Consider the following 22,533-nt stretch of genomic DNA (forward strand, 5'->3'; position numbering starts at 1 on the left):
GATTCATATGCCAACAAAATATACTAGTACTCGAAATCATATTATTTCTGCATCTCCAAAAGAAGCAATGTTAAAAGGTTTAGCTTCAAATAATGGATTATTTGTCTTAAATGAATTAGGTGAAAATAAAATCAACTTAAAAGAAATAATGCAAAAAGACTATTTAGATATGGGCCAAGAAATTCTCCAAATTTTATTACCAGATTTTTCTAAAAAAGAAATTCATGAAAGTTTACATAATGCTTATTATGATACTTTTAGTTCGCCAAAAATTGCACCAGTTCAATCAGTAAATGACTTTCATATTTTAGAATTATTCCATGGTCCAACTGCTGCTTTTAAAGATTTTGGCTTACAATTACTACCTGAATTAATGGAAAGAGCCATTACTTTAAATCAAAAAATTATGATTTTAACCGCAACTAGTGGTGACACTGGTACTGCTGCTCTAAATGGTTTTAAAAATATTGATAAATTTGGCATTAGTGTTTTTTATCCTGAAAATGGAGTCAGCCCCATTCAAAAACAACAAATGTTAACTACTAATGGAATTAACACGAATGTTGCTAGTATTGCTGGAAATTTTGATGATGCTCAAAAAAATGTCAAAGAAATTTTTAATAATCAATCATTATTAAATACATTATCAGATAATGTTTCTCTATCAAGTGCTAATTCTATTAATATTGGTCGTTTAATTCCACAAGTGGTTTATTACTTTAATGCCTACAAAGAATTACTTGAAAAAGAAGCAATTAAACTAGGCGACAAAATTAATTTCACTGTTCCAACTGGAAATTTTGGTGATGCATTAGCGGGATATTATGCCAAATTACTTGGTCTTCCAATTAATAAAATTATTATTGCATGTAACCAAAATAATGTTTTAACTGACTTCTTTAATGAAGGTATTTACGATCGTAATCGTGACTTTTTCAAAACAGTGGCACCAAGTATGGATATTCAAATTTCTAGTAATTTTGAACGTCTGCTCTATTATGAAAGTGGCAAAGATGATCAATACATCAAATCACTAATGGCTGATTTAGAAAAAAATGGAAAATACCAAGTTAAGCCTGAATTACTTAAAAATATTAAATCAAAATTTGCGAGTTACTATGCAAGTGATAAGGAAATTAAAACAGCAATTAACCAAGTCTTTAAAGAAGAACATTATTTAATGGATCCACATACAGCTGCTGGTTATTTAGCAATGAAACAATATCAAAATGAATCTGATGATAATTGTCAAAATGTTTTATTAAGTACTGCTAATCCATATAAATTTGTTGAAACAGTTTCAGATGCTATTTTAGGTAGTCATGAAAATGATCCAATTAAAACAACACAAAAATTAGCTAAATATACGCAAATTGAAGTTCCAATTAGTCTACAAAATTTATTTAATAAAGAAGTTAAAGTTGAAAGTGTTATTAACCCGAATGATATGACCCAATTTGTGCAACAGAAAGTTAAGGAGGTTTTCAGTGATGATAACAATTAAAACTCCTGCAACAAGTGCTAATCTTTCAGTTGGATATGATTGCTTAGGTTTGGCAGTTAATTTATATACAACTGTTACTTTTTCTTCGAATTTAGAGCCTCTAGAAATTACTGGAGTTGAAGAAAAATATCAAAATGAAAATAATTTAATTTATCGAGCTTTTGCTAAAACTTGCCAAAAACTAAGTCAAATAATTCCTAATTTAAAAATTAATATTCAATCAGATATTCCAATTTCTCGAGGATTAGGAAGTTCAGCTGCTTGTATCGTCAGTGGAATTAAAGGAGCTAATGCTTGGTTTGATAATCCACTTAATAATGAAGAAATTTTAGAAATTGCGACTGAAATGGAAGGTCATCCTGATAACGTTGCACCTGCCATTTATGGTGGTTTATGTATGTCATTTATTGATCAAAATCAACATAGTCGAGTTGTAAATTATCCAATTAATGACAATCTTCTGTTTTATACAATCATCCCTGATTTTAAAATCAGTACCCACGAAGCAATAAGTGTCTTACCGACAGAATTAAGTTATGCTGATGCAACTAATCAAATTAGCCATAGCCTTTATTTAATTGAAAGTTTTAGAACTGGAAATTTAAACAATTTGCGAGAAGCAATGCATGATAAAATGCATGAACCATTTAGAAAAAAATTAATTGAGAATTATGATGAAGTTAGTATAATATGTGATACCATAGAAAATGGTCTTTACATCAGTGGGAGCGGTTCCACAATGATGGGAATCGCTGATTCTCAGCAAAAAAGAACTCAAGCAATCAAGCAGTTGAGTTCTAAATTTAAAAATTGGAAAATTAATCCAGTTGAAATTGATTTTAATGGTGCAATATTACAGTAAAGGAGTGATTAATTATCAATAAATACTATATCATTGATAAATCCTTATTACCGGAAACCTTTGACAAAGTTGTTAAAGCACGGGAACTAATTAATAATGGTGAAGTAGAAAATATTTCTGAAGCCGTTAAAAAAGTTGGCATTAGTCGAGGAAGTTACTATAAATATAAAGATTTAGTTTTTGAAAGTAATGATGAAATTTGGAATCGAAAAGCTGTCATTTCATTCTTACTCCGTGATGAACGAGGAATTTTATCAAAAGTTTTGGGGACAATTTCTGATAGTAATGCAAGTATTTTAACGATTAATCAAAATATCCCCATTCATAATATTGCAAGTATCGTTATTTCATTAGATTTAAGCAATATGCATAATTCTATTGATACATTAATTAACACAATTAAAGAAATTGATGGAACTAGTCGAGTTGAACTAGTCTCAATTGAATAAAGAACATTCCAATAAATAGGAATGTTCTTTTTTATTAATGATACAATAATACATAATAATTAATTGGAGGAAATAAATGTTATATATCGCACTTATGAAATTAAATGCAGTCTTTATCGCAATTATCATTATTGGTTGTTTTAAACCAAAATCAATTTACTATACTGTACCAACTGCTGGAGTACTTTTTATTATTAGTTTAATTACAAACTACTTCACTCTTAGCAGCCGAACTTTCCTAAGCCTAGTATCTAGCAACTTAGTGATGTTAATTATCTTTTCTGCTGTAATTTTCCCTGCCATCATGGTTTTACAACGACAAAACGTTAAAAAAATCGGTGGTGCAATCATTGCAATGGCAATCATTTTACTAGTCATTAGTGGAATTGGAACTGCTCACACATACCTTTCTAAAAAGCCACTTTATAATTCACTTAAAACTGAGGTTAAGGAAGAAGCTCCACGATTATCTAAAGATGAAAATCCAATTACCATCTCACCTAAAACAGTTCGTAATAAGATGAATAAGGCAATGAGTATTGTCGGTAACTCTTCATTTTATCGTTTAGGTGATTTACAAACTCAAACATACAAAGGAAAAGCCGTTTATATTGCACCAATTGAATTTGATGGCTTCTGGCCTTGGTTTAAAAAGCATGAAACTCCTGGATACTTTATGGTTTCAGCAACTAATATGAATTCAGATCCAGTTTTCATTAAGAAAAAAATGAAATATACTCCTAGTTCATATTTAAGTAAAGATGCTGAAAGAATTATCTATAATAAGTTCCCTAATTGGTGTCGCACTGGAGATGCTCAACTAGAAGTTGATGATAATGGTACTCCATACTACATTCAAACAATGTACAAAACTCGTGGATTATCTAATCGAATTAATTATAACAGTCTTCATGTTGCTGTATTAAATGCTCAAACCAAAGATATGAAATTATACAAAGCAGCCGATGCTCCTTCATTTATTGATGAAAGTATTGATTCATCAACTGCTAAAGAAATGAATGATGTCTATGGTCATAATGTTCATGGTCTTTGGAACTTCTCTGGCTTAGATAAAATGAACCCAACTAATTCTGGAACTGAAGATGGTGTTACTCCGGTATTTGATAAAAAAGGACGAATTCATTACTTCACTGATTTTACTTCAGTTCATAATAATTCTGATTCAACCACTGGATATTCCATGATTGATGCCAGAACTGGTAAATTAACTTTCTATAAAGGAAAGAACATTGGAGTTATGGATTCTAAAGGAGCAATTGAATTAGCTAATAAAGAATATGTTGCTCAAAATTGGACTGGAACAATGCCAATTATGTATAACATTGATGGTACTCCAACTTGGGTAATTTCAATTCTTGATTCCACTGGTTCATTTAGAAACTTTGCCTACATTAAAGCATCTGATCAAAATGTAAAAGTTTATGCTCCGACTGCTAAACAAGCCCTTGATTTATATCGTGTTCAATTAGAAAATTCTTCTTCTAATCCAGAAGATTCTGATGCTGCAAAAACTAAAAAGGTTTCCGGTAAAGTTGATCGTTTTGTTGTAATCAATAAAAATAACTTTAATAATGTAATGTTTACATTAAAGAATTCAAAAACATTATTTACCGTTTCAACTGAAAATTATCCAAAAGCTGTTTTAATGCATGAAGGTGATCAAGTTGAACTAAATGCTAAATTTAATAGTGCTGGAAATACCGCAACAATTGATACTATGAAAGATAAAAATTTAGACTAAAATAAAAACTTACTGATTAAAATATCAGTAAGTTTTTTCTTTTTTTATTTTAATTGCTGAAATAATACAACTACCGATACCCCATAAATTAATAATAGAAAAAATAATCAATCCAATTGTGTCTAACTTAGCATATCCAGAAGTAAAAGGAAGTGACATTCCAAAAACAAAAACAATTTTTCCAATATTTTCACTACCCATTTTAAAAATTTACTTTATTTATTAATTTAATTATTATAAGATTAATAAAAAGAAATGATTTATATTCTAAAGAGGAAAGATTAAAAGGAAGAACAAGTCATTCTGAGTCTCCTATAATAGGTACAGATGGTATGATTTCAGCTATGCTTTACGATATTGATGATGCAACCGATGACATGAAGGAAGATCAAGCAATTGGCTTTATAGGCTATAATGACACAAATAAATTTTTTGATGAAAGTAAGCTACAAAGATTTAATATGGAAATGACGTACCCATATGTTTTACAAATAGACTTAAGCAAATTTTTTGAAAATTTATATACACATTTATTATCACAAATAAACGATAACAATCTTTTTTCAAACGAAATTAATAATGACTTTAATTATTTTCTTGATTGGTTAGATGTATATAATCAAAAAATAAATGATAATCATACAAAGGGAATCATTCAAGGACCTATATCTTCTAAAATAACTGCAGAATTATTACAAATTTCTTTAGATCAATTAATTAATGAATCTATTAAAAAAAATAAATTAGATATAAGATTCACTAGATATGTTGATGACTATCGTTTTTATTCTCGTAGGTCTTACGATTTAACATCTATAAAGAATAAATTAACAAAATTATTCAGACAATATGAATTATCCATAAATGAATCTAAAATAAAAATATATAAAGGATTTGAACAACAAAAAATAGCGCATTTAAAAAATAACAACTCCATAAAAAATATAACAGAAGTTAAAAATCATAAATATAACTTAGATGATTACATAAGGTTTAGAGATAATTTTATAGATATACTAAATGATAAAGATATACCAACAATCAAAGCCTTATTATCAATTTTACGTAAGAATATAAATAATAAAGACATAATATTTACAGATAAAGATATTATAAGTTCCTTGATTATGTTTTTAATAAAAATATCTTATGTTGTAACCATACTTACTTCACAAGTATATAAATTAATTTACTCAATAATTGAAAAAATCGATGAAGAACAAACAAAAAATCAAATATGGGAGATCTTATTTAATGAATTTAATTATATAGAAGAATCTTTCCCTGAAACAGATTTGGAAGCTTGGTATTTTTTTGTTCTATCAAATACAGGAAATTCAGATAAAAACAATATAGTATTTCAGAAATATAAAAAAAACACTGATATATCAGATTTAAACGTTATAGTTTTAACATTATTATTAAAAAAAGGTGACAATAAAACTAATAATGATATTCAAGAGCTAATATTAGACATAATAAATATTAAAAAAAATATAAGTTCAATTCCTCAAACTAAATGGTGGTTACCTATATCAAAATTATGGATAGTAAATAATAAAGATATAGATAAAAAATTGAAAAACTTATTCATCCATAATAACAAGAATTTAAACTGGGAAAGTTTAGGACTAATAGAGTTTTTATGGAGAAATAAATAATAACTTAATTGTATTATATAAATATTCCTAAAATACCCAAAAATTTTTCTGAATTCTTGATTTAATTACCTTTCAAGTCCATAAAAAGATATAAAATCTTTTTATGGACTATTATGTATTTTATTTCATTTATCATTACACTAAAAAATAAAAATCATCTTTTATATTTATAATTTAAAAGATGATTTTTATTTAATATTTTCAATATATTCTCTTTTTATTTTCCAATATTCCATGGCTAAATTTATATAACTACGTACATCATTAATATTAGAAATAGTATTTGTCTTACCACTTTCTATAAGTCTTTTTACAAAGTCCTTATGACTATCATCAATAAGATAAACTTGTTTACAATAATCATATATACTGTCAAAACTATCTAAGAATTCATTTCGTAAATTATAATTTGACTCAACTATTTTATTGTTACGCTTTCCTATTTCAGTTTCTTCTTTATTTATTGAAGTAAAATATACAGATAATTGATAAATAAACTTATCAAATCTGTCTCCAAATTGAACTCCTTTAGTACTATTTAATCCACCAGTTCTAGGCATTAACGAAAAATTTAAAAGATTATGATGCATTTCTATACAAAATTCTAAATTTTTAAAATCATTTAAGGTTCCATCACCTTCCACAAGCTTTTTCCAAAAATAAGGATACTTATTATCATTAAAATTAAAATCTGTATCTCCAGTAATTTCTAATCCTTCAATCGAAAACTTATTTGATTTCGCAATTAATCTATTAAAATTATTTTGTATTTTATAGTCTATACTTTCTAAATCAAACTTTTCTAAGAAACTAAATTCCCCATGCTTATTCAAATCTATAAAATATTTCCATGTTTCTGGAGAAGAATCTGGATCAAAAAGTAAATATTTATTATCATAATTCTGCTTATCGATAATCTGTTTATAATTAATTTCCATATAAAAATTCTCCTTATAAATTTATATATATTACATAATTCGACTGTATTTTATCATTACAACAATAACTTGACTAAAATAAATTGATTTAATAACATTTTAAAGACATAAAAAAATAGTCCATTTTCTATGGACTATCTGGATTACTTCCCATTGATTGAATAAATATCGTTGATAAAATTAAAATTCCACCAATAATTTGGACTGGAGAGAATGAAACATGTAAGAAAACAACTGATAAAAATGTTGCACTTAATGGCTCAAATGAACTAACCATTCCAGTAACACTCGGTGATAAATCTCTTAGACTCTTTAAATAAAATAAATAAGAAAACATAGTTCCAAATGTAATGATAAAGGCAATCCATCCAAATGTTCCCATACTAATTGGAGGTAGTTTTGTTGTAAATAATGTTTTGGATAAAACCGTACTTCCAATTAACATTGCCCATCCAATTACAACCATCTCATTATATTCGCTTAACAATTTTCGTGGAACTAATGTATATGAAGCTTGACTCAATCCTGCTCCAATTCCAAAAATAACAGCTAATGGCGACAATGATAAACTATTTAAATTACCACTAGTTACTAATAAGAAAGTTCCAATTAGTGCAATTAAAATCGAAAAAGAATTAATTCTACTAGGTAATTGTCGTTTAGATAACGATAAATATAAAATAATAAAAATTGGACCTAGGAACTGAAGGACAGTTGCCGTCGGTGCATTTCCATACTTAATGGCTAGAAAATAAGTTAGTTGTGAAGGAAAAACACCAAAGAAAGCAAAACATAATAACAAAATAACACTTTTTGGTTTCTTCCAAATTGAAAAAATATCTGCTTTAAATAAAAGTGCTAATCCCAATAACAATAATCCAGCAAAAAGTAATCTAATTTCTACTAACCAAATTGAAGGAATTGCTTTATGACTAAATAGGTATTCGGCAACAGTTCCCGATGCTCCCCAAAAGATACATCCCGTTACCGCAAAAAACAAACCTCTTTTCTTATTTTGCATATAATAAAACCACCCTAGTATGTATTTAGTGGATTTATTATAACTTAGATAAATTCAAATTAAAATATTAGATGTAAGGACTATTTGTAATTTAATTTAAAATCTTCTGCTTTTTGAAAATTAATTTTATTAGTAAAAATGTAACGACTAATAAATGCCATAATTATTGGTAAAACAATAAATAAGGTAAGATTAATCATTAAATGAATCATTCCACCATTTGGGTGAGCATCAAGATCAGCTAGTGGTCCAACTAATCCAGAAAGACCAAATCCAGCACTAAAAGGAGTTCCTTGAATACCAAAGATTGCTCCTAATCCACCTGCAATTGCTGCATTAATCATTGATGGAATAAATAATTTTGGCTTTGATAACATATTAGCCATTTGAATTTTAGGAGTTCCAATAAAATGAGAAATAGTTGTTCCAAATGAATTAGCTTTTGCTCCAGCAATTGCAACTGTAAATGCTGCGGCAACAATTCCTAAATTAGCTGATCCAGCAGCAATTCCAGAAATTCCAATTGCGGTTGCGATTCCAACTGAACTGATTGGAGAAATAATTAAAACGGCAAAACATATTCCCATTAAAATCCCCATTAAAATTGGTTGTAGTGTTGTAATTGCTTGAATCGTTTTTCCAATGTCATTAGTAAAAGCAGTTACTGGTCCAAGCGTTAAAGCACCAATTCCACCTGCTACTAATAGAGTAATCATTGGTAATAATAAAATAGTGTAATCTTTTAAAGCTTTCCCTAACACCATAATTAAAATGTATGCCACTGTGATTGAGATTCCAATGTTAATTACATTTCCACTACCATTAACCGTAATCATTCCATTATCAAACTTAGCATTACCTGCTCCAACCGTTGCTGCTAAAGCCATTGATGCAGTTTGAATTGGAGTGAATTTTGCAATCATCCCCACACACGCAGCACTTGTTGCTGGTAAGATAGCAGCTGCTAATCCAGTAAATGAAATGATAATTGATAAAGCTGGGAAGCTAGGAATTAATGGTTTTACAATTGAATTTAAAATTGCTCCAGGAATTAACGCGACAATTAATCCCATTGAGATTCCATTTAAAATATTTAATGTATTTGTTTTTAAACTATTTTTCATCTTGTTCTCTCCTTATAATAAAAAAATCCTAGTTAGTAAATTACTAACTAGGATTAATATTTGGCATATTATTATAATCGTCGAAACTTCCACAGATTCTCAACCATTACCTAGTTAGTAACATTTTTCATGTATCTAACCAGGCACAGTAACAAACCTTACTTAGATACGTTCGTAAACCAAGTAAAGTTATAATAACTATTAAGTTGAGTCATTTTATTTTTCATCTTGAAAGTCTCCTTTTTTATTGTTGAAATAATTTAACCATGAATAAATATTCAGGTCAATCATTATCTTCAAATATTTTATTTGAATTTTTTTAAATGAAGCGTACAATCAGATTTACGTACAAAAAGATAGTAAAAATCAGAGGAGGAAGTCATGTCTTTATTATTATCAAATGCAACAATTGGTCAATTAGAATTAAAAAATCGAGTGGTAATGTCTCCGATGTGTATGTATGAAGTTAAAAATGAAGATGGAATTTTAACTCCTTTTCATTTTGCTCATTATGGCATGCGTGCTATCAGCCAAGTTGGTCTAATCATCACTGAATCAACTGCTGTCGAACCAGATGGACGCATTACTAAAAATGATTTAGGACTTTGGAACGATGACCAAAAAAATGAATTCAAAAAATTAGTGGACTCAATTCATTATCTAGGTAGTAAAATTGGAATTCAATTAAATCATGCTGGTCGAAAAGCTGAAAATGCTGTTAATCCAGTCGCACCCAGTGCGATTTCATTTAATGATGAATTCAGAACTCCTGCTGAATTAACCATTAATCAAATTAATGAAATTATTAATAACTTTGGCAAAGCTGCCAAAAGAGCTGAAAATGCAGGAGCTGACATGGTCGAAATTCATGGAGCTCATGGATATTTACTTCATCAATTTTTATCTGCGGTTGCTAATCATCGTACCGATTAATTCGGTGGAAATTTAGAAAATCGTTATCGAATTGTTCATAAAGTTATTAGTCAAATTAAAAATAACTTTTCTGGTCCCATTTGGATTCGTTTATCACTTAGTGATTATGATGAAACTGGAACTCAAAATTCAATAAATGATTGGAAACAAATTGCTCAATGGCTCGAAGATGATGGCATTGATTTAATTGATGCTTCAACTGGTGGATTAACCAATAAATTCCCTAATTTTCCAGTTCATGATGGCTATCAAACTCCATTTGCAACTCAATTAAAGGAAGCTGTTAATATTCCCGTTGCAACTGTGGGACTATTAGATAATCCTGGCTTATCTGAATATATTTTACAAAATAATCAAGCTGATTTAATTTTTGAAGGTCGTGGATTATTAAGAAATACTAATTGGTTAACCGATGCGGCTAAAGAATTACACGATCATGATTTCAAACCATACAATGGTTCATATAAGCGCGCCATTAAATAAATAAAAGTTCAAACGAAATTTCGTTTGAACTTTTTTATTTTTTACTTCTTAATAATAAAACCATTCCAACTAGTAATGAAATAATATTAAAAATACTAATTCCAATTGTCTCAGTGATATTAGCACTGGTTAAAGTTAAAACTGATTTATTCAAAAATATTTTTTTATAAACAAAAAAACATAGAATTCATTTTCATCTATGTTTTTACTATTTTCTATAATAAATATGGGATTAATATTAAGAAATACACCAAACTAATAATTAAAGCAATCAGTGATCTTCTAACATAGAGAAGATTATCTTTAACTATATATGATACAAAATTAACAACAAATAAAATTAATGAACAGATTAATAAAAATGAAATTAAATTAAAGTTCATAATTTATCATCCTCTAAGTAATCGAATTATTTTTTAACTACATCTCCGTTAGCTAAAGCTTTGTAATTCATATCATGAATACTTACATATCCAGCATCTTTTACTAATCCATCTTGAACTTTTTTAGATTGTAGATAACTTATAAAATCTTTTACTGGTTGATTAGGTTTCTTTTGTGTATACATATGTTCATATGACCAGATTTTCCATTTATTATTAGTAATATTAGAATAACTTGGTTTTACATTGTTTAATGAAACTACTTGTAGTTTTGTATTATTTTGTAAATATGGTAACGATAAATAACTAATTGTTCCTGGGGTTTTGGCTACTACTTTTTCAACTGCACCATTGGAATCTTGTGATTGACTTTTAATCACTTTAGAATCTTTTAAAGCAGTTGATTCAAATGTAACTCTAGTTCCACTACCTTCTGTTCGGTTAATAATCGTAATTTTTTCATTTTTACCACCAACTTGTTTCCAGTTAGTAATTTTACCAGCAAAAATTTTACGTAATTGCTCAGAAGATAAATTTTTAACTCCAGTGCTTGGATTTACAACTGGTGCCATTCCAACTACCGCATCTTTGTTGTCATCTATTTTATTTTTATCAACTCCACTACTTTGTTCTGCGAATATGTCAGAATTACCGATATCAGCTGTTCCTTGTGAAACTTGCGATAGTCCAGTTCCAGATCCACCACCTTGGACATTAATATTCTTGCCCTTATCGTAATCATTAGAGGCCTTTTCAACTAATGGTTGCATGGCGGTTGAACCTACTGCAGTAATTGATTGTCCTGCTGACTCCTTAGACTTTTGATTACCACAACCAACTAAACTTAATAGACATAAAGATAAAACACCAAATGAAATTATTTTTTTCATTTTCTATTCCCCCAAAAACAATTATTTATTACAACCAAAGAATATAATTGTTTTGTAAATTAAACAGACATATTTACGTAAAGGTTATGTAAATAAAAAAAGCTGAAAAATTCAGCTTTTTTTCACTTTTTTGACTGCTTTTTGATATCAATCCCTGATTTAATCATAAAAGCAATAATTATTATTGATAAACTTATGTAAAAAATATACCCAGCTTTATCATTTTTGGGATTAGTCCATAGCATAAAAATACTTCCAAAAAATAAAAAAATTAGCATCACATTTTGACTACCCCATTTTAATAATTTATTAGCACCATAAAAATTATCATCTAAAAATTCATCTTCTTCAATTCCATAATATTTAAGACTATATTTTATGTAATTTGAAAGAATACCTGCAAGTATTACACCGATTAATAAAAAGATTCCCATGAAAAAATCTTCTACATAACTAATTTCATATAAACAACTAAGAGATAAAATTCCCATTACAATCTTAATTAAAATTAACCCAATATTAATCTTATTAGTAAATTCTTTTTTACTTAAATGTTCCGTCATATCTTGATCTTCTTTAAGTAAAGTATCTAAAGATAAATTATAAAAATCACTAATTTTAATCAGACTATTAATATCTGGATATGCTTTTCCATTCTCCCAATTTGAAATTGTTTGCCTTAAAACATGTAATTTTTGAGCAACTTCATCTTGCGTTAAATCCTCATTTTTTCGAGCGGCTTTTAATCGTTCACTAAATTGCATTATCATCTCTCCTAACAAAATTAAGATACTAGATAATGAGTAAATTGGCTAGCAATCATTTTGTGCATCATTGTTATATCAACGTTTCAACAAAAGAAAAAAAGAAATGAAATTATAAATTATAAATTCATTTCTTTTTATTTTCCAAATGATTAGATATTAACATCAAAATTAAATTAATCGACACGACAAAAATAGTCCCTGAAAAGAATTTTCCCCATGTAATTTCTTTACCAAATAATAAAGACATCCCTAAATAAGTAACTATCAAGAAAATTGAATATCCAACTACATTTTTCAACACACTTTTATAAAAACTATTCATAAATCTCCTTATCTAGTTACTGGAAATTTATTAACTAATCTTTGCACTTCATTGCTTACTTTATCTAAAATAACATTATCATTTGGATGTTTCATAACTTCAGTAATCAATTTAGCAACTTGTGCAACTGATGCTTCATCAAAGTTTCGACTAGTAATCGTTGGTGTTCCAATTCGAATTCCTTCCATCACGTCGCCACTTTCTAATGGTAATAATTCTTTATTAGTCGCAATTCCCACAGAATATAATAAATTAGCGGCTTGTTCACCAGTTAATCCCGTTTTAGTTAAATCAAGCGTCATTTCATGATTTTCTACTTCATGGCCAACTAATCTAACGACATCATCTTGAACAAAAACATTTGCCATAATTTGAGCATTTTTAATCACTTGTTGCATATATGTTTTAAACTCTGGTTGAATGGCTTCTTTAAAAGCAATCGCTTTAGCGGCTACAACATGTTCTAAAGTTCCACTTTGTGATCCTGGAAAAACTGATTTATTCAACTTATCAGCATATTTTTCTTTAGCTAAAATGATTCCACCACGTGGTCCACGTAAAGTTTTATGTGTGGTTGAAGTAACTACATCAGCATATTCAACTGGATTTTGATGCAAGCCAGCTGCTACTAATCCAGCAATGTGAGCCATATCAACCATTAAATAAGCTCCAACTTCATCAGCAATTTTTCTAAACTGACTCCAATCAATTTGATGACTATATGCTGAAGCTCCAGCAATGATTAGCCTCGGCTTAACTTCTAAAGCTTGTTCTCTGATTTTATCAAAATTCAATAATTCATCTTTTGAATTAACTCCATAAAAATGAGCATCATATAATTTACCTGAGAAACTATGTGATTGTCCGTGCGTAAAATGACCACCCGCATGTTCGCTCATCGCTAAAATTTTATCGCCAGGTTTTAAAAAGGCTGCATAAACTGCTTGATTAGCTTGAGTTCCAGAATGAGGATAAACATTTGCATATTCTGCATGAAATAACTCTTTAGCTCGATTAATCGCAATTTCATCAACTTGATCAATCGCTTCATTTCCAGTGTAGACACGATTACCTGGATAACCAACCGCATATTTATTTGTCAAAACACTTCCTTGTGCCGAACGAATTGCTTTTGAAGCAATATTTTCTGATGCAATTAATTCAATCACATTATCTTGACGGTATTCTTCCGCTTGAATTGCATTCCAAATTTCTGCATCTTCTTTTTCAAAATTGTACATAATGTTTCCTCCTCTAATTTCTATTTAGCTAAATAATTAGTAATTAAATCTTGGTAAATATTAATCATTTCTAGATAACTATTTACTGTCGTATGTTCATTAATTTTATGTGAACTGCCTTCACTATCAGGGCCTAAAATAATCACTGGCATTTCTTTATTTGATAAAACAAAGACACTCGCATCAGTTCCTCCAGTCGTTACATCAGCTTCAACTGCATGATTAGTATAATATTTTTTAGTTGATTGTAAGGCTGCTTGAACAAAAGGATGATCACGTTGAGTTTCCACTGGATAAAAATCATGAATGGCTTTAAAACTTAATTGATAATCAGACTTTTGATTAATATCAGCTAATACTTTTTCAATCATTTCAATTACAGTTGCATTATTGGCAACTTCAGTTGAACGAATATTTCCAAAAATCTCTGCATAATCGGGAATTATATTAACTTGTGAACCACCTTTAATCACGGTCACACTATGTTGTAATTTACCTAAAATATCATCGACGGGTAAATCATCAAACATTATTCGTTCTTGATTTAAATATTCTACCAACCCACTAATCGCATTGGTTCCTTTATCAGGTTCTGAACTATGATAAGCTTGTCCGACACTCGTGATTTGATAATTTAAAGTTCCTGAATGTGCATATGTAACATTACCATCGGTTGGTTCACAAACAATCATCCCCGATAAATCAGCAATTTGTGCTTTTTTAAACCGGTACGAACCTTCGCCAGCTAATTCTTCTCCAGCTGTCAGTAAGAGACGCACGCGCCCTTTCAATTCGGTTTGACTTAATTCAATAAAGGAAATCACTGAAGCAGCTAAACCACTTTTCATATCAGCTGCCCCTAAGCCATATAATTTACCATCAACGATTTGTGGATCAAATGGATTATTATCCCAATCTTTTAAGTGAGAATACTCCACTGTGTCTTGATGACCAGTCATCCCAATCACTTGTTGGCTATTTGAATCACCAATTTCTGCAATTAAATTAGCCCGGTTGCCATTAAAAGCATCAATGGTTGCTTCAATTTGATATTTAGCTAATAAATCTTTTATGTACTGTGAAACCGCTAATTCGTTTCCGTTAACACTTTTAATCTTGATTAAATCTTTTAAAATCTCAATTTTTTGTTCATCATTCATGCTCATTCCTCCAATTGTAAATAAAAAAACACGCTCTCGTACTTGAAGTACAAGGGCGTGTGACCACTGTTCCACCTTATTTTATATTAAGCTCACACTTAATATCTCAATATCTTAGTTAAGATTGTTTATTTAAATTTAATGCTTGAATGCCTTCATTTATTATCTCTATCCCATTTCACCAATCTGAATAGTCGCTAATACTATTAATAAATTACTACTTTCAAGTTGATACATATCATAAGGTAAGGTTGATGGATTGTCAACTTCTCGATTAAATTAAAACATTATAATCTTAAATTGTTTTAAATGCTATTTTATGAAAAAAACCCCACTTGCATATAATAATCCAAGTCCAATAATTATTAGTATTATCCCCCAGAAGATCTGAGAAAAAACACTACGATCACCGAAATATAAACGTAATAGGAATAATTTTTTACCGAATGCAAAAATAAATATTCCAATTAATGTGATGATTGCTCCGGCGATTCTTAAATTGTCATTCATTTGGAAAACTCCTTTTTGAGATGAGATTTATTATTAATACTCCATCATATTTTACAGTATAGTTATAAATTTGCAGGTATTCTATAAAAAACTTAAAATAATAAAAAAGAATTTTTATACCAAAATAATTAGCTCACCATATCTGCTAACAATCAATATTGTCTTCAATTGAAAATGATTTATAAATCCCCAATGTATTCATTATCATCAATTAAAATATGTGAAAAATTATCCATCAATCTAAGTCGTATTAGTTTATCATAGAATTTTGAAATTTTTAATGAACATCTTAATAAAACACTAAGGAAATTTTGTAATCATTATCAATATTATGAATTCAAAAAATTTTCTATTAAATGAAAATACCATTAATCAAATCCCACAATTAAACTTTTAGAGTTATCATAACTTAGTTTTAAGTCCTAACAGATATCATGAAGCTAAAGAATATTTAGAAAACATACCACGAATTTCCATCCATTAAATTATGTAGAAAATTTGAAACCTTCATTTACTAATAATAGTTCGTCTAATTTAAATAAAAATTAACATTCGTAATAAAGGATTTTTTAATAAAATATATGTTCAATCATTTTTATATATTGATTAAGTGAATTCAGAGGATGGTATTATGAATGATAAAAATATTAAGTATAAAAACATATGATAAAATAAAGAGATGAACATATAAAAAAGTTTATTAGAAGTTCAAAAAAAAAACAAAATTTGGTAGATCAGCAAAACCGGTTTTCATTTTCGGACAAAAAACTGCTCTAAGAATACAAAACAGAAATCAAAGACTTAAAAGGACACCTCATCATATTGTTGAAAAAAGGTAGAGGAAGAAATCCAAACTGATCCAGAAATTAACACTGGGGAGTCATAAACTAAAAAGTTATGACATTTTGGTAAATAATTACAACTAAAAAAAATAGTTAAATAGTGGAAGTTCAATTTGAACAAGCTTTAATTGACAAGCTGAAGAGCAAAGAGTAGGAATATCTCAAATATTATTCTGGTTTAAAGGTTTATCGATTATATAATCACTGGTGAGATATTCTTAATGCAGCCAATTGTTCAAGAATAGAAGATACCTCTATCTGAGAATGATTGCGAAAAAGTGAAGTTTGAATCTATAGTAAAAATTGCTGAAACATGAGGCGTCGATAGTGGCGACATTATGATTTTAGAATAGAGTAATATCAAAAAATGAACGTTGGAGGTTGTTTTCCTGTGGAAAAAAAAGAAAAAGAATTAAGCAATAATCGTGATAAAGTCATTGAAAAGATCAGTTCAGCAAATATCCAAGAAAATTTTCTCCGCGAAACCATGCCAGATATTCTTGATATATTGTTGATTGACCGTACTAAATCAACAAATAAAGTAAGTCAAAATATCATCTGGGCGAATGAAAATTATATACGTTATGGGTTTAAAGATTACTCAGCTAAATCACAAATGCAGCCTAATCTAGTCACAGGGAATCATGGTCAATTGATTGTGCCACGTGCTTTAAAAAATCATGACATTCAAAAGGAACGGACAAAATCCAAAGCTGAGGTATTTACACCAACTTGGATTGTGAAGAAGCAAAATGATGAGGTTGATAAGAATTATCAAGATTGTGATTTAGAAATCTATGTAAGTCGGACATGGATCGAAATTACTTGTGGCGAAGCTCCCTATATGGTATCGCGCTACGATATGGAAACAGGAGAATTAATTCCACTTAGAGAACGCGTTGGTTTCATCGACCGCAAGTTGAAACGAATCAATAATGAAGTTAAAAATAAATCGGAGTGGCAACGTTTAGTGGAGGAATCATTTAAATCAAGTTATGGTTTCGAATGGAGTGGTGACTCACTTTTGATTGCTCGTGAAAACCTGCTTTACACATATAGGGATTACTATTATGCTAAGTGGTTAGAGGAACCTTTATATGGATTATTTGAAGATATTGCTGAAATCATAAGCTACAATGTCTTTCAGATGGATGGGTTGAAGTATATTATTCCTTTAAGCGAGAAAAAAGAAAAAATGATTAATCAACAGATATCATTATTTGATGATGCTGATTACGAAGAACGATGGATTGTAAAACCAGGTAAACGTGTCAAAATAATGAATTGGAAATCAAATAAAATGGAATTTTTAGATAAGGAAATCAAATAAATTATGAATAATAATACAATTATCAAAACAACAAAAAATATCTACCCTCAGATTTATGCCTATACCTTACCAACAATGCCTGAAGATGCTGGTTGGATTAAGATTGGCTATACGGAACGAGAAAATGTTGATGATCGTATTTTGGAACAAACTAAAACCGCAGCGGTGAACTTGCCATATAATAAACTATGGACTGAACCTGCTAAGCATAATAACTCTGATAAATGGTTTACAGATAAACAATTACACTCTTATTTGAAAAGGTTTAAAGGAGTTGAACAACGTCCTAAGACAGAATGGTTCTATTATAATGGGACGCCAGAAAAGTCTCATGCGGACTTTGATGATTTCCGGAATAACGAATATAGCCAGGATAAAGAACAGTTAGACTACACTCTAAGGTCAGAGCAAGAAAAAGCAGTTAATATTACACTTGCTTATGCAAAATCACATGAGGGAGGAGAATTTTTATGGAATGCTAAGCCGCGTTTTGGTAAGACTCTAACTACTTATGATTTAGTACGCAAGCTGAATGCAGTGAATGTTTTGGTTGTAACTAACCGCCCTGCTATTGCTAATTCATGGTTTGATGATTTCCAGAAATTTATTGCTTGGCAGACAGACTATGCTTTTATATCAACTGCTGATACACTTAAAGAAAGAAAAACAATGAATCGTAATGAGTTTGTCGACCAAACCTTTAATGAAAATGGTAAAAAACGTATGATTGCTTTTATTTCATTACAGGATTTAAAAGGTGCCATATCTTTTGGCGGTTCATATGACAAACTAAAGTGGGTTAAGGACCTTAATTGGGATATTTTAGTTGTGGATGAAAGTCACGAAGGCCGTGACACGTTTAAGACTGATATTGCTTTTAATCAGATTAAGCGCAAATTCACGTTGAATCTTTCAGGTACACCATTCAAAGCATTGGCTGAAGATAAATTTTCTGAGGAACAAATCTATAACTGGACATATGTGGATGAACAAGAAGCTAAGCAAAATTGGCAAGTGGATACTCAGGAAAACAATCCATATGAAAAAATTCCACGTTTGAGCATGTTCTCATACCAAATGAGCCAGATGATTACGGATGAAGTGAATAAAGGTGCTGAGATTGATGGCGAAAACATTGATTATGCATTCGATCTGAATGAGTTCTTTGAAACTAAAGATAATGGTAAATTCGTTCACGAATCCGATATAAAGAAGTGGCTCAATTCTTTAACGCATAATGAAAAGTACCCGTTATCTACACCTGAGTTGCGCAACGAACTAAAACATACCTTCTGGTTACTAAATCGTGTTGCTAGTGCGAAAGCGTTAGAAAAATTATTAAAAAATGACCCTGTCTTTGAAAACTATGAAATCGTGCTGGCGGCTGGCAATGGTAAATCAACCGATGATGAACAAACGGTTAACCAAAAATCATTGGACCGAGTTCGCAATGCAATTAAGAATCATGATAAGACGATTACTTTATCGGTAGGTCAATTGACAACCGGTGTGACAGTTCCTGAATGGACTGGCGTTTTGATGTTATCTAATATGAAATCACCAAGTCTGTACATGCAGGCAGCCTTTCGGGCCCAAAATCCATGGAATTATGAAATTGATGGGCAAATGCAACAAAAAGAAAATGCATATGTCTTCGACTTTGCACCAGAACGAACTTTAATGATTTATGATGAATTTGCTAATAACTTGAGTCCAAAAACCGCTAATGGTGGTGGAGAATCGGAAAGCCGTAAAGACAACATTCGGACTTTACTGAATTTCTTCCCAGTAATTGCGCAAGATAATGAAGGTAAAATGGTTGAATTGGATGTAAATCAAGTATTGATGATTCCTAAGATGATAAAAGCGCAGGAAGTTGTGCGTCGTGGGTTTATGTCAAACTTACTTTTCCAAAATATCTCTGGTATTTTTGCTTCTGCAGGAGCTCGTGAAATTTTGGAACAATTGTCTCCAGTCGACCAAGGTAAAACGGCACCTCGTAAGACGGATAAACCTATTGATACAATGGATGTGCGAGTCGATGAAAATGGTGATGCCACAGTCGAACAAGAGAAATCTGTTGAAAATACTAATGCTCATTTTGGTCCAAAAGTTTATAGCGATATGCAGGAAGCTGCCAATGAAGTAAATAACCCTACCGAAGTAGGACTTTCAGCTAAAATCGCTAATGCATTCAAGACAAGTACCCAAGATATTATGAAGGACTTGGCTAAAGAAAATGGTTTGAACTTAAAATCAGCAGAACAAGTACTTCAACAAAATACTAACTCAATTGCTCGCAAAGTGGAAATGGTTCAAAAGCAAGCTGAAATTAAACATAACATCGCCGAGGTTGAGTACAAAAAAATTGTTGCAGAATCTAATAATGATATTCAAAAACTGAATGAGGCTAAGGCAACATATAAGGCTAAAGAACAGGAAGTTGAAAATGATTTCAAAAAAAATTTGGAAGCGGCTGTTAAAACTAAAACTCAAGAATTAGCGCAACAATCGACGGAAACCATTATGAAGCAAGCTGAAGATAAGAAGAAAAATACCGTTGAAGATGAGGTTCGTGCACGCTTACGTGGTTTTACCCGTACCATTCCATCATTCTTGATGGCTTATGGTGAATCTAGTACTACTTTGAGTAGCTTTGATACAACAATTAAGGATAATGTCTTCAAAGAAGTTACTGGCATTACTTTAGACCAGTTCATCGCATTGCGTGATACCTATCATTTTTTCGATCAAGTTGTTTTTGATGAATCTGTGCAAGAATTCTTACGTAAACGTCAAGAGTTAGCCAACTATTTTGATGAAGACCAAGAAGAGGATATTTTTGATTACATTCCACCACAACAAACTAACCAAATCTTTACACCTAAGAATGTGGTGAAGATGATGATTGATAAGTTGAAGGTTGAAAATACGGAAGATTTCACAGATCCTAATAAGACATTTGTTGATTTGTATATGAAGTCAGGACTATATATTACTGAAATCGTAAAACGCTTGTATATAGGTTTGAAAGACCAGATTCCTGATGATGATAAACGTCTGGAGCATATTTTGGAGCATCAAGTATATGGCTTTGCACCAAGCGAAATAATATATAAAATTGCTCGTAATTTCATATTTGGTTTTGATGAAAAAGCTAAAAATATTAATGATTCACATATCGTATTTCTTGACACAATACCTTTTGCTCGTGGTGAAGGTGATTTTGAAGCGAAGTGTGAAGAACTTTTTGGAGGTAATATAGAATGAAATTCGATGTTGTAATTGGTAACCCACCATATCAAGGAGAAGCAAAGAAGCAGATTTACACTGATTTTTATTTAATGGGTATAAATATCGGAAATACTGTTGATATGATATTCCCTAATGGATGGCAACAACCCAAAAACAATAATAATTTAAGTAAATTAAATAAAAAAGACATAAAAGAAGATAGACAAATTGTTCAAATTGACAACAGGCATAATGCTTTCCCTGGGGTATCGGGAGCAGAATGGACTAATATCATACTGTGGTCGAGAGACTATGATAATGGGCTAAATGGTTCTCAACGAATATTAACCGATGGTGACGCACCTAGAATAGAAACTCTATATACCGAGAAGTCATCAGTCAAAAAACCAAAAGAAATACAAGAATTATCTAATTTTGTTAATCAGACAGAAAAATTTCAATCGGTTCAACAGATCACATCGGTACTTAAGCCATATGGCTTACGTACCGATGTGATAAAAAATACAAGTAAATACAATCTACCAAGTATTCAAGATAAAAAATTAAAAGAAGATGATATTGAATTATGGACCGGTGGCCGTAGTGGTAGAATAATAAAATATGTCCCCAAAGACTATCCGTTTCCAAAAATAAGTAAATCTTTGTATAGGTATAAAGTTCTTGTTCCCTATGCTTGGGGTAATTGGAATGAATCAGCAGGGTTAGGTGGAGCGTTCTCAGATATAATTATAGCCTTCCCGGGTGTTGCTACAACTGAAACATGGCAAGAATCGGGATCTTTTAGTACTTTTGAAGAAGCTCAAAAACACGCAAAATATTTAATGACAAAATTCACTAGATCACTATTGTATCTCAATAAATTTTCCCAGCATTCTACGACAGCCTGGGGAGCTGTCCCCACTCAAAACTACCAAGAAGACTGGTGGGAATTATCAATAGAAGAAATAAACATTAATTTGTTTAATAAATACAATGTCCCGGAATATATTCGTAACTTCGTTGAACAAAATATTCAAAATAAATCTGAAGAAAATATTGTTAATTTCAATAGTCATATTAAATAGCAAAATCAAATATGAAAGTTTTGAAAACAAAA

Annotated in this window: 18 protein-coding genes and 1 pseudogene; 9 read left to right on the forward strand and 10 right to left on the reverse strand. The window is 30.1% G+C overall.

Going from position 1 to position 22,533, the window contains the following annotated elements; translation table 11 throughout:
* Positions 1 to 7: 7 nt before the first annotated feature.
* The 4 genes from thrC to GSH19_RS04270 all read left to right on the forward strand — a co-directional run bounded on the left by thrC (position 8) and on the right by GSH19_RS04270 (position 4,577).
* Complete coding sequence (thrC, locus tag GSH19_RS04255; RefSeq protein ID WP_237026856.1) at positions 8 to 1,504, forward strand: threonine synthase; 1,497 nt, start codon at positions 8 to 10, stop codon at positions 1,502 to 1,504.
* Positions 1,491 to 2,366 carry a homoserine kinase gene (gene thrB / locus GSH19_RS04260; protein ID WP_237026858.1) on the forward strand — a complete coding sequence of 292 codons (876 nt, stop codon included), beginning with the start codon at positions 1,491 to 1,493 and terminating at the stop codon, positions 2,364 to 2,366. The genes thrC and thrB overlap by 14 nt, the downstream gene beginning before the upstream one ends.
* Positions 2,367 to 2,380: 14 nt before the next feature.
* Complete coding sequence (locus GSH19_RS04265; RefSeq protein ID WP_237026888.1) at positions 2,381 to 2,815, forward strand: ACT domain-containing protein; 435 nt, start codon at positions 2,381 to 2,383, stop codon at positions 2,813 to 2,815.
* Positions 2,816 to 2,891: 76 nt separating this feature from the next.
* A complete protein-coding gene (locus tag GSH19_RS04270; protein WP_237026860.1) occupies positions 2,892 to 4,577 on the forward strand; it encodes a hypothetical protein in 1,686 nt (561 codons plus the stop codon).
* Positions 4,578 to 4,601: 24 nt separating this feature from the next.
* Here the strand turns inward: GSH19_RS04270 and GSH19_RS04275 are convergent, their stop codons facing one another.
* Complete coding sequence (locus tag GSH19_RS04275) at positions 4,602 to 4,778, reverse strand: hypothetical protein (protein WP_237026861.1); 177 nt, start codon at positions 4,776 to 4,778, stop codon at positions 4,602 to 4,604.
* Between the two features lie 131 nt (positions 4,779 to 4,909).
* On the opposite strand from GSH19_RS04275, the gene GSH19_RS04280 reads away from it, so the two are divergent.
* Positions 4,910 to 6,238 carry an RNA-directed DNA polymerase gene (locus GSH19_RS04280; protein WP_237026862.1) on the forward strand — a complete coding sequence of 443 codons (1,329 nt, stop codon included), beginning with the start codon at positions 4,910 to 4,912 and terminating at the stop codon, positions 6,236 to 6,238.
* A 188-nt stretch (positions 6,239 to 6,426) separates the two neighbouring features.
* Here the strand turns inward: GSH19_RS04280 and GSH19_RS04285 are convergent, their stop codons facing one another.
* The 3 genes from GSH19_RS04285 to GSH19_RS04295 form a co-directional block, all read right to left on the reverse strand.
* Positions 6,427 to 7,176: a hypothetical protein gene (locus GSH19_RS04285; RefSeq protein ID WP_237026863.1), complete on the reverse strand. Its 750-nt coding sequence runs from the start codon at positions 7,174 to 7,176 to the stop codon at positions 6,427 to 6,429.
* Between the two features lie 127 nt (positions 7,177 to 7,303).
* A complete protein-coding gene (locus GSH19_RS04290; protein ID WP_237026864.1) occupies positions 7,304 to 8,197 on the reverse strand; it encodes a DMT family transporter in 894 nt (297 codons plus the stop codon).
* Positions 8,198 to 8,277: 80 nt separating this feature from the next.
* Entirely contained in the window at positions 8,278 to 9,321 is a 1,044-nt protein-coding gene (locus GSH19_RS04295; RefSeq protein WP_237026865.1) for a PTS transporter subunit IIC, read from the reverse strand.
* 381 nt (positions 9,322 to 9,702) lie between these two features.
* On the opposite strand from GSH19_RS04295, the pseudogene GSH19_RS04300 reads away from it, so the two are divergent.
* A pseudogene (locus GSH19_RS04300) lies at positions 9,703 to 10,737 on the forward strand (NADH:flavin oxidoreductase/NADH oxidase).
* Positions 10,738 to 11,146: 409 nt separating this feature from the next.
* Here GSH19_RS04300 and GSH19_RS04305 read toward each other — a convergent pair.
* The 6 genes from GSH19_RS04305 to GSH19_RS04330 form a co-directional block, all read right to left on the reverse strand.
* A complete protein-coding gene (locus GSH19_RS04305) occupies positions 11,147 to 12,010 on the reverse strand; it encodes a phosphate ABC transporter substrate-binding protein (RefSeq protein ID WP_237026866.1) in 864 nt (287 codons plus the stop codon).
* A gap of 122 nt (positions 12,011 to 12,132) precedes the next feature.
* The gene (locus GSH19_RS04310; protein WP_237026867.1) at positions 12,133 to 12,774 is read right to left on the reverse strand and encodes a helix-turn-helix domain-containing protein; all 642 of its coding nucleotides are present in this window, start codon (positions 12,772 to 12,774) and stop codon (positions 12,133 to 12,135) included.
* Between the two features lie 127 nt (positions 12,775 to 12,901).
* Complete coding sequence (locus GSH19_RS04315; RefSeq protein ID WP_237026868.1) at positions 12,902 to 13,099, reverse strand: hypothetical protein; 198 nt, start codon at positions 13,097 to 13,099, stop codon at positions 12,902 to 12,904.
* An 8-nt stretch (positions 13,100 to 13,107) separates the two neighbouring features.
* Complete coding sequence (glyA, locus tag GSH19_RS04320) at positions 13,108 to 14,340, reverse strand: serine hydroxymethyltransferase (RefSeq protein ID WP_237026869.1); 1,233 nt, start codon at positions 14,338 to 14,340, stop codon at positions 13,108 to 13,110.
* A gap of 20 nt (positions 14,341 to 14,360) precedes the next feature.
* Entirely contained in the window at positions 14,361 to 15,500 is a 1,140-nt protein-coding gene (locus GSH19_RS04325; protein WP_237026870.1) for an ArgE/DapE family deacylase, read from the reverse strand.
* A 312-nt stretch (positions 15,501 to 15,812) separates the two neighbouring features.
* Entirely contained in the window at positions 15,813 to 16,010 is a 198-nt protein-coding gene (locus GSH19_RS04330) for a hypothetical protein (protein WP_237026871.1), read from the reverse strand.
* A 1,233-nt stretch (positions 16,011 to 17,243) separates the two neighbouring features.
* Between GSH19_RS04330 and GSH19_RS04335 the strand changes: the two genes are divergently transcribed.
* The 3 genes from GSH19_RS04335 to GSH19_RS04345 are packed head-to-tail and all read left to right on the forward strand — an operon-like array spanning position 17,244 to position 22,501.
* A complete protein-coding gene (locus GSH19_RS04335) occupies positions 17,244 to 18,182 on the forward strand; it encodes a restriction endonuclease (RefSeq protein WP_237026872.1) in 939 nt (312 codons plus the stop codon).
* Positions 18,183 to 18,185: 3 nt separating this feature from the next.
* Positions 18,186 to 21,452, forward strand: coding sequence for a DEAD/DEAH box helicase family protein (locus GSH19_RS04340; protein WP_237026873.1), 3,267 nt, complete (start codon positions 18,186 to 18,188; stop codon positions 21,450 to 21,452).
* Complete coding sequence (locus GSH19_RS04345; protein ID WP_237026874.1) at positions 21,449 to 22,501, forward strand: Eco57I restriction-modification methylase domain-containing protein; 1,053 nt, start codon at positions 21,449 to 21,451, stop codon at positions 22,499 to 22,501. Before GSH19_RS04340 ends, GSH19_RS04345 begins: the two co-directional genes overlap by 4 nt.
* The last annotated feature ends 32 nt before the right edge of the window (positions 22,502 to 22,533 follow it).

The organism is Lactobacillus sp. S2-2 (assembly GCF_021698855.1).
In the GTDB taxonomy this organism is placed as follows: Bacteria; Bacillota; Bacilli; order Lactobacillales; family Lactobacillaceae; genus Fructilactobacillus.